At 61.4% G+C, this 8,844-nt stretch carries 6 protein-coding genes; 3 read left to right on the forward strand and 3 right to left on the reverse strand.

The features are described 5' to 3' along the window. Window positions 1-1,474: putative Ig domain-containing protein (locus JNN07_10370; protein ID MBL9168134.1), on the forward strand; the 1,474-nt coding region annotated here is incomplete at its 5' end. Between the two features lie 4 nt (window positions 1,475-1,478). Beyond that, the gene (locus JNN07_10375; GenBank protein MBL9168135.1) at window positions 1,479-5,435 is read left to right on the forward strand and encodes a hypothetical protein; all 3,957 of its coding nucleotides are present in this window, start codon (window positions 1,479-1,481) and stop codon (window positions 5,433-5,435) included. Window positions 5,436-5,481: 46 nt separating this feature from the next. Here the strand turns inward: JNN07_10375 and JNN07_10380 are convergent, their stop codons facing one another. From JNN07_10380 to JNN07_10390, 3 genes are read right to left on the reverse strand one after another with little or no spacing between them, the layout of a single operon-like run. Continuing rightward, a complete protein-coding gene (locus tag JNN07_10380; GenBank protein ID MBL9168136.1) occupies window positions 5,482-5,922 on the reverse strand; it encodes a VOC family protein in 441 nt (146 codons plus the stop codon). Between the two features lie 23 nt (window positions 5,923-5,945). Continuing rightward, entirely contained in the window at window positions 5,946-6,899 is a 954-nt protein-coding gene (locus JNN07_10385) for a hypothetical protein (protein ID MBL9168137.1), read from the reverse strand. Then, window positions 6,896-7,204: a hypothetical protein gene (locus JNN07_10390; GenBank protein MBL9168138.1), complete on the reverse strand. Its 309-nt coding sequence runs from the start codon at window positions 7,202-7,204 to the stop codon at window positions 6,896-6,898. Before JNN07_10390 ends, JNN07_10385 begins: the two co-directional genes overlap by 4 nt. 133 nt (window positions 7,205-7,337) lie before the next feature. On the opposite strand from JNN07_10390, the gene JNN07_10395 reads away from it, so the two are divergent. Beyond that, entirely contained in the window at window positions 7,338-8,234 is an 897-nt protein-coding gene (locus JNN07_10395) for a LysR family transcriptional regulator (protein ID MBL9168139.1), read from the forward strand. Window positions 8,235-8,844 lie beyond the last annotated feature (610 nt).

The following is an 8,844-nucleotide window of genomic DNA, read 5'->3' on the forward strand; positions in this document are numbered from 1 at the left end:
GACCACCGGAACACTGCTCAATGCGGCCGACGGTGTTCTGCGCGTGCTCCAGGGCACGGGCGGCGGTCGGGTCATCAACGCCGAACTCGACAATCGTGGCACCCTCGAGGTCGCCGCGAACCTGGAACTCCTGGCCGGTGCGAACCATCGCAACAGCGGGCTGATGGAAGTGACTGCCGGCACGACCACAGTGTCGGCTGGCTCCTTCTCCAATCAGGGCGAGACGCGCGTAATGGCGGCGGCGACCTTGGTCTTGTCAGGTGCCGCGCTAGCAAATTCTGCCACGGGGTTGCTCAGCGGAACGGGAACGTTGGATTTGTCCGCCGCCTCCGCCGCTACCAACGTCGGCGTCGTAGCTCCGGGGGTGTCGTCGGGAACTTTGCGTGTGACGGGCGATTACCCGCAGTCCGCTGGTGGCAGGTTGCAACTGGAGATCGGCGGATTCACGCCTACCACACAGTATGACCGGCTCATGGTCTCGGGGCAGGCCCTGCTCGGAGGCCTCGTCCGCGCCACTCTGGTGAATGGATTTCTCCCGAAGAAAGACGATGCGTTCACCGTGCTCACCTACGCCTCGCGGAACGGCAGTTTCGCCGCGGTTCAGTCAGCCGAACCGGAACGGATCGCCTGGCGGATGCAATACGGTGCAACCAGCGCGCAACTCATTGTCGCCAACACCGCCCCCACCCTGGCGGCCATCGCCAATCAGACCGTGAACGAGGAGACGGTCCTCTCCCTCACCCCCACCGCGACGGACCAGGACTTGCCTCCGCAAACGTTCACTTACTCACTCACCACCGCACCGGCCGGCATGACGATTAACCCCTCTTCTGGCTTGATCACCTGGACACCGGCGGAAGCGCAAGGACCGGGCGTTCACAACGTGACCGTACGGGTCACGGACAATGGCACCCCGGCGCTCGGGCACACCACCAGTTTCAGCGTGACGGTCAACGAAGTAAACCTAGCTCCAGTGCTCCCAGCCCTGCCCGACGCCACGATGATCCACGCCGGCACCACGTTTACTGCCAACCTGAGCGCGACTGATTCCGATCTGCCGGCCAACACATTGACCTATTCGCTGCCGACCGGCCCCAGCGACGCCACCCTGAGCCCCGCCGGGGTAGTCAGCTGGAGTGCACCGGTGACGGCTGCCGGGACAGTCGCAGACTTCACCGTAGGCGTCACTGACAACGGATTGCCAACAGCCAGCGACAACCGCAGCTTTCAGGTGCAGGTGACAGGTAGGCTGGAAATCCTTAGCTCCGCGCAGACAGGCGCACAATTGGAAGTCACCTGGCGGGCCATTCCCGGACGGATATATCGGCTCATCGCTTCCGATACCTTGCCGGCCACCGAATGGACGCCGGTCCCCGGGGACATCGAAGCCACTGGAGCGACCGCGACCAAGACCATCCCCATCGGGGCTCTGGCCGGAGGCAATTACTTCCGCGTCGAATTAGTCGGAGAATAAGATCATGAACTCAACCAACCCACGTTCGTCCCGTCGAACGCGGTTCGCCCTGTGGCCAACCTCGACTTCTCTTAGCCTCGTACTGATCGCTTGCTTCTGCGGCGCGTCAGGCTCGAGGAGCTTGGGTGCGCTCCTCAGCCACGACAGTTTCGCCTATCCCTTGAACGCCGCGCTGCCGGGGCAAACTGGCGGCACCGGCTTCAACGGAGCATGGGTGGCAGGTGTGAACACCGGGGTGCCAGCGTCGCGGTTTCAAATGGTTACCCCATCGTTGACGTACCCCGGACTGGGCAGCGACGGCGTGCGCCTGCGCGTGACGACCGGTTCGGCGCAAGGCGCGCGGCGCCTCCTGGCCCAGCCCATGGGAGGCGATGGCACCGTGCGCTACGTGAGCCTTCTCGTCCGACCCGATGCCACGCCCTCGCCCTCCAGTTATTTCGGGCTGCAAGTCCTGGGCAGCGCTGGGGCCGATCTGTTCGCGGGCAAGCCGGGAGGCGGCGCCACTACCCGATACGTACTCGAAAACGCGGGCGGAACCGGCCAGGTGGCGAGCACGCGTACTGTGACGGCGAATGCCGTCACGTTGATCGTCTTGCGATTCCAGTTTAATGCCGGCAACGACCGCATCTCGCTCTATGTGAATCCGACGGTGGGCGCGACGGAGCCGGCCGTGGCCGATGCCGTCAAGACGGATCTGAACCTGGGGACCGCGGGCGTGCTGGCCCTAACCGGCCCCGCCGCTTGGAGCGCCGACGAATTGCGCGTGGGAGACTCCTTCGCCTCCGTCCTGCCGCCCGGCCCGGATTTCCAACTCCGGCCTATCCCATCGGGGAGCGTGGCTGAGCACACGGTGGTCACGCGATCCATACAAACAGTCGATCCGCTGGCGCCCCAGCGCACCCTGGCGTTTGAACTGATCGGGGAAACCTACGGCGCGCAGATCAATCCACTAACAGGTGAGTTCAGTTGGATGCCAGGTGAACAGGAGGGGGGACAGCGACGCACGTTCACCGTGCGAGCGACCAGCAACGCCAATCCACCGGCCAGTGTCACCGTGTCCTTCTTCCTGGATGCAACGGAGGGCAATCAGCTGCCTGAACTCGCTCCCATTCTTGACCAGTCAGTCACGGAAGGAGCGGAGTTCACGTATCCATTGGTCGCCGTGGACTCGGATGATCCCCGCCAGAACATCTTCTACTCCCTGGTCGTCAAGCCGGACGGGCTCACGGTTTCGCCCACTGGCGTGCTTACGTGGCGTCCGACCCTGGAGCAAGCCGGGCGCTCCTATCCCGTGACCATCTTCGCCACCGATACGATGGCTGGGCGCGCAGAACGCAGCTTCACCGTAACCGTCGTCCCACGCACCGGATTCATGGCGCGGTGGATTGGCACCGCTGATGGGGACTGGAACAACCCCGCCAACTGGGACATCGGCCGCGTGCCGAATGACAACGCGACGGAGTTTTTTGACGTCCTCTGGCAACAGCATCCCGTAACCGCTCGAGTAACCGGCGACATCACCGTCCGGAGCCTTTCCCTGAGTAGCGGCGGCACACTGGACCTTCAGTCCTCAGCGGCCAATCTCACCATCCGCGGCAGCCTCAATTGGAACAATGGCACGTTGTCAGGGCAGGGCCGGATGACGGTGCAGGGACGGGCCACCCTGGAGGGCCTAAGAACGGACGCCCTTACTCTGCGTGATGGTTGCAGCTTGGTGCTGAACGGAACCTCCCGGCTGGAGTCTCCTCTGCGGTGTGATGGTGATGTCAGGGTGGTCATCAATCCTTCGGCATCCTTGGGCGTGGCTGCGATCGCAGGATTCATCCGCGTGAGCGGCGCTCCCGAACTGCGCAATGAAGGAGCTCTCCGTATCTGGGGCCAGGAAGAGCCCATCCCATTCATCTTCCTGTCTAATCGCGGGAGGGTGACTACGTTCGGGAGCACGATCGACTTCCAGACGGGCGCGGGACTGGATCTGGTTCAGGAGGCGGGGGGGCACCTGAGTGTCGGCGCCGGGTTCGGGTACGAGGCCACCCTCAATGGCAACGTGTTGTTGCGGGCGGGCAGCACTGCCGCTGGGCAAGCCTACGTGAGGCAAGCCCGGGTCGAGGGCCAGATTCAAGGGCGGTTCATCTTCGACCGGCTTTCCTTCGGTTCCACCGCCACCAGCAAGTTCAGTCTGATCGAACCGCGCGACCATCTTTCTGCCATCCAGCCCATCGTGCTAGATGGACACCTAGAGCTGGCAGCACTGCAAGGAACCATTCCAGGACCGGATGACGTCTTCGGACTCGTGAGTTCCGCGGGGAACATTACCGGCGGGTTCGTCGGCCGCCCCTTCGGACAACGAGTGCCGATTCCCGGCCTGAACGAAACCATGTTGCTCACCCTTTCCGCGAACCCGCACCGCGTCGAACTGCGAAAGTTCCTACCGGCGGCGAAGAGCCTCCTTGGCCTACCCCTCAGTTTCCGACTGCCGGAAGCAGCGAACGAGGTAGGTGGCTGCTTCGTGGTGCCCCATCCCGCAACCCTGCTGCCTGAGGGGACGTTGGCGGGTAGCAGCCTGACGGTGGAGATCACCAAGAATTACGATGGTGCGGTGGATCGACTCGGCTTCCGGCCGAATCGCTCGTTTCCCGAGGCGGATGAAGTCGTTTTCGAAGGGGCATTCGGCAGCGAGCAGACGGTGCGCTTTCGCGGCACGGCCTTCGGGAGGGTGCAAGTCACCGGCGGGTTGGTGACCTGCAGGCTGGAAGCTTCGGCGGATAGTGAAGCGGCCGTGGCGCTGCTCGGTCGGCTGCGCTACGAGAATACTGAACTAACAGCCGACTGGTTCACAGGACCCGACATGTTTTATCCACAGCGAACCATCGTCGTCACGCTGACTGATGCGAACGGAGCAAACGAAGTGAGCCGGACTGTGGATTTTCCAGTGTTGTGGGAAATCCGGCTTCCAGAATCGTTGCTGTTGCCTGAGAAGCAGCAGAAGGTTCTTCACCTCCAAGGTTGGTTCTCCAGCGGACAGCTTCTGCCAGTTCGGAAGTTTGAAACGGCCTGGAGTGAAAGCTGCTCCGATCCCGGTGTCCTCTTTAAACCCGTGTCGCTACTTGGGCTGCACACGGTAGTTGGTCGAGCCGGGCCGTATTGCTGTACAGTCACCGCGACCAACGGGCGGTTGCAGGCAAGTGTCGAAATCTACGCAGGCACACTCGTGCAGAGGCCTCTATCCAGGCTCGCGGAGATCGCTTTGCAGTATTGCCCGCGTCAGTGGGCAAGCATGTGGGATTACATCACTCCTGAATGTTACACGACACCCGCCCGCTTCGGCAGCGCAAGCAACGCGGGGAATGACCCAAATTCAATCGTCGTCACTTACGCGCTCGAAGCCCTGATGGAAGGAAGCGTCGCCGGCCAGCGATGGGCAGGATTGTATCGCGAGCACGGGGCCGAGGTGGTGCGCTTGTTCTTGGAGCAACCGTCTCTCTTCACGCAGGCGCAGGAAGTTCTGGCCACATTTCAGCCCGGCATCGTCGCACTGCTGGCGGGCCGGGGTGAGACGGTGCCGATCTACGCACCCATGATCACGCAGGTAAACGAGTTCTGGAACGCCCTCACGGAGCAAGCCAGCCCGGCCTTGAAGACGGTGCTGGAACGGGAGCAAGTGCGGTTCGACAACTTTCGGATGTTTCAGGACCGCAGCTTCGAGGACTGGGCGGGGCTACTGGGAATTCGCGTCCCGTTCGAACCCTTTCTCCACATCTCGCTCATGCAACGGGAGGCCACCCGGTTCCAACTGGGTCTCAACGACGTCCCCGGCATCGAGCTCTCCCTCTGGCGCAGTCTCGATCTCCAGACTTGGACCCAGGTGACCGATGCAGAACTGGAACGCAACGGCTCCACTCTCATCTTCACCGACCCCGCGCCTCCCGCCGGGCAGACGTTTTACTCCGTCCGGCAGTGACTAAAGCTAGCAGTACAGCCGAAGCAGACTGCGAGCCGGTGTATGCTCAGTGCCATAGGTTCGGTGTGGCCAACTCCACCAAATGGTTGTCGAGATCTCGGAAGTAAATGCTGGCGGCGCCATTTGGCCAGCCAACACGGCTTTCGATGGCGATGCCCAGTTGTGACAGCTTGTCCTCCCATCCGGCCACCTCGCCGGCTTGGATTCCAAAGCAGACATGCAAAGGCCCTGCGCCGTCGTGGTCGGGGATCCAAGCCTCGTCGTTCAGTCGCGTCGGCTTCAGGGAATGACCCCGCGCAAACAGCAATAGAACTTGTGCTGCGGAGAGCCGAAGCGCACAGAACCGCTCATCACGGCGAAGTACCGGACAGCTCAGCAGATCCCCGTAGAACTTGATCGCGCGATCCAGATGGTTCACGTAAAGCGCGGTTTCCGCGATGTGCGTTGCCCTGAGGGTATCGGTATGGGAGGAGGGTGACAGGTTCATGATTCAGTTTTCCTGGGTGGGGTTTAAAACTCTTTTAACAACCGGCCTGCACCGACCAGCGGGGCCGCAAATCCATTCTCCCGCAGCGCATACCAGAAGAGAACAGCGTTGACGCCCAGGATAGGTATCCCGGTGACGGTTTCGAGCTTTTCCGTCACTTCCAGCAGGCTCATATTTGTCCCGCACTGGACGATGGCATCCAGCCGATTCTCTTTCGTGGCGAGCAGCTTCAGGATGGCCTCTTCTTTGGCCGCGTCAGGAATGTGGGCGATGTGCAGGGCGTTGGCACAGGAGAAACCCACGCTCGCAACGACCTCGAAACCGAGCTCTTCGAACATTCGCTTCGCAGACTCGTTGCCCAGCTTGTCAAACGGAGTGAGGAGACCAATACGGTGGGCGCCAAACTTCTTCAAAGCCGCGGGCATGGCCTCATGCGAAGATGCCCATCCCAGGCCGGTATGGGCTTGGAGGTGGGCGATCGGCAAGCGGATGGCTTCAAGACCGCCGACGACGTGCTCCAAGCTCATGCCCATGATCATGTATTCCGGTTGCGCCAGCGCCGCCACGTTCATGGCCGCCTCGAGTCCCCCGAGAAACTGCTTTTGGTAGCTCATCAGGTCACGCTTTGTCACCAACCTCGGACTAGGTGTGACGACATTAACCGTGTGCAGACCGACGCCACGCAAACCGTCCAGGCCTGGGTTCCCGAAGATGATGCTCCACAATTCATGCTCCATGCTCGTATTGGTGGCAGGAACAACCAGTCCGAACTTCCGTCGGAAACTCCGCGCATCGGGGTATCCCACGGACGCATCCAAACCTCGAAGTCCCCCGACGCTTCGACCGTTGAGGATGACCCCGGGAGCAGCCAGTTCTGGCATCGGCGGTCGGTTTAGATCAGGTATCCTAAAATTCCTGCCAGACAGCACCGCTTCAAACTCCACTCTGTCAGGCGCCAGGTAGGGCAATGAGCTCATAAAATCTCGTCCTGAGGCACGAACACGAATGTCGAGGGGGAGGACCGATGGCCAGCAGCTTCATCGAGAAATGACATTCCATGCTCGGCGGCTAGCCGCGCCATCTCTTCGGGCTCTGGAATACGCCCATTCGTGAACTCCGTCGCACATCGTGCGAACCATTCCTCAAAACCCGCAGGCGACAGCGCGATGATCAGGTGTAAGGGACTATCACCGATGTTTTTGAACCCATGCGGGACTTGCCGCGGGACGCAGATCACGCTTCCGGGGAGGCATTTCCTACGCACACGGGGGTCACTCGTCATGATTGTTCTCTTGTCTTTCATAGTTCCGATTCGCTCTTTCAATCTTCCTGAGAAGGTTAGAACCGTCGTGACGAGTTCCGGAAATATCATGTTCCTTGAGTCGTAATACCCGCTGGGTATGGTTGGGGTTGGCATGGAACTACGCCATCTCCGCTATTTTGTCGTCGTGGCCGAAGAGCAGAACGTAACGCGTGCAGCGGCCCGCCTTCACCTCTCGCAACCGCCGCTGACGCGGCAGATTCACGATCTCGAGAACGAGCTGGGAGTTGCCTTGTTCACGCGAAGCGGAAAGATCATTCGGCTCACCGACGCCGGTCGAGTCTTTCTTGAGGAGGCCAGGGCCTCGCTAAAGCGTGTGGAGGAAGCAGTCAGAAAGGTTCGGGATGTCGCCTCCGGAGGTCAGGGAGAGCTGCACCTCGGATATGCGCCAACGCCCACCGTGGAGATCCTCCCGAAGTTGTTGAGGACGTTTCGAAAAGAGTTTCCCCATGTTCGTGTCGTTCTGCACGACCACTCGTCGCCGGAGATGCTGGCCGGTCTTCGACACGGCCGACTGCACGCGGCGCTCATGATGCAGCCCTCAACCCAGGCGGCTCGGGGTCTGACCTTCAAGCAGTTGAAGACGTACCCGGTTGGGATCGCTCTGCCAGCAAACCATCCTTTCGCACGCCGCCGCAAGGTGTCCCTGGACGATGCCTGCGCGGCGCCGATTGTCGCCTATTCCCGTCAGCAGTATCCCGACTACCACGACTTCGTCGCCCTCAGGATTGGGCGCCGAGCGAGAAAGCTCCGCATCGTCGAAGAGTGCGACAGCGGCGCCAGCCTCGCCGCGGCCGTCGAGTCAGGCAAGGGTGTGTGCATCTGCGCATCCATCTTCGCGACAACGGTTGGTCGGCGACTCACCTTCCTTCCTCTAGACCCGCCGCCGCCCCCGGCCGTTGTCGGCATCGCACACCGTCGGGAGAAGCTTCCCGCAACAACGGAGGCGCTCGTCCGAGCCGCCCAGTCTTCGAGTCAACCATCCGATTAGCAACGATGGGGGCTAAGGGGCATGCACAGGGGCACCGGGCTGAAAAGTAAGCGGAGCGAGCTGAACTGAGGCACATCACACTCCCCCTGACCAGTCAGACTGAGTTTCCGCATTGGCCAGTTCGCATCACCCTGCCGGAGCCACTGCTTTGACAAGACACGCAAGCTGCGTCTCCTGCTACCTCACCTGGGTGCACCAACGGCTTCGCCAGGCATCAAAACCAAAGTGAACCCCTGGACGTTTAACGGCATTTCCTAGGGAGTGCGGTGGCACGACACAGCCTTTACCTCCAAAAATGGGCACTAGACAAGTTGCAGGGGATCCTCACGTGTTCGCCTGAGGTCATGATGCCGAAGCCGAGAACCCTGCGGGTTCAAAGAGATGAGCCGGGGCGTGGAGCGCAGCGACACCCCCGGTCTGTCGGCCCCCCAATAAACAGCACCCTGAAAGGCGTGCCACCCGTCGGCCTATGGGCTGACGAACTGATTAGGTTCCTTGAAGCGGTTGACGCAAGTCTCAGAAGCCAGTGGCATCGCTGCGCGATGCTCCGTACTTTTAACAGTTCCGGGGGTGCGAGCACCCCCGGCTAAATTTCTTTGAACCCTGCGGG

The organism is Verrucomicrobiales bacterium (assembly GCA_016793885.1).
In the GTDB taxonomy this organism is placed as follows: Bacteria; Verrucomicrobiota; Verrucomicrobiia; order Limisphaerales; family UBA11320; genus UBA11320.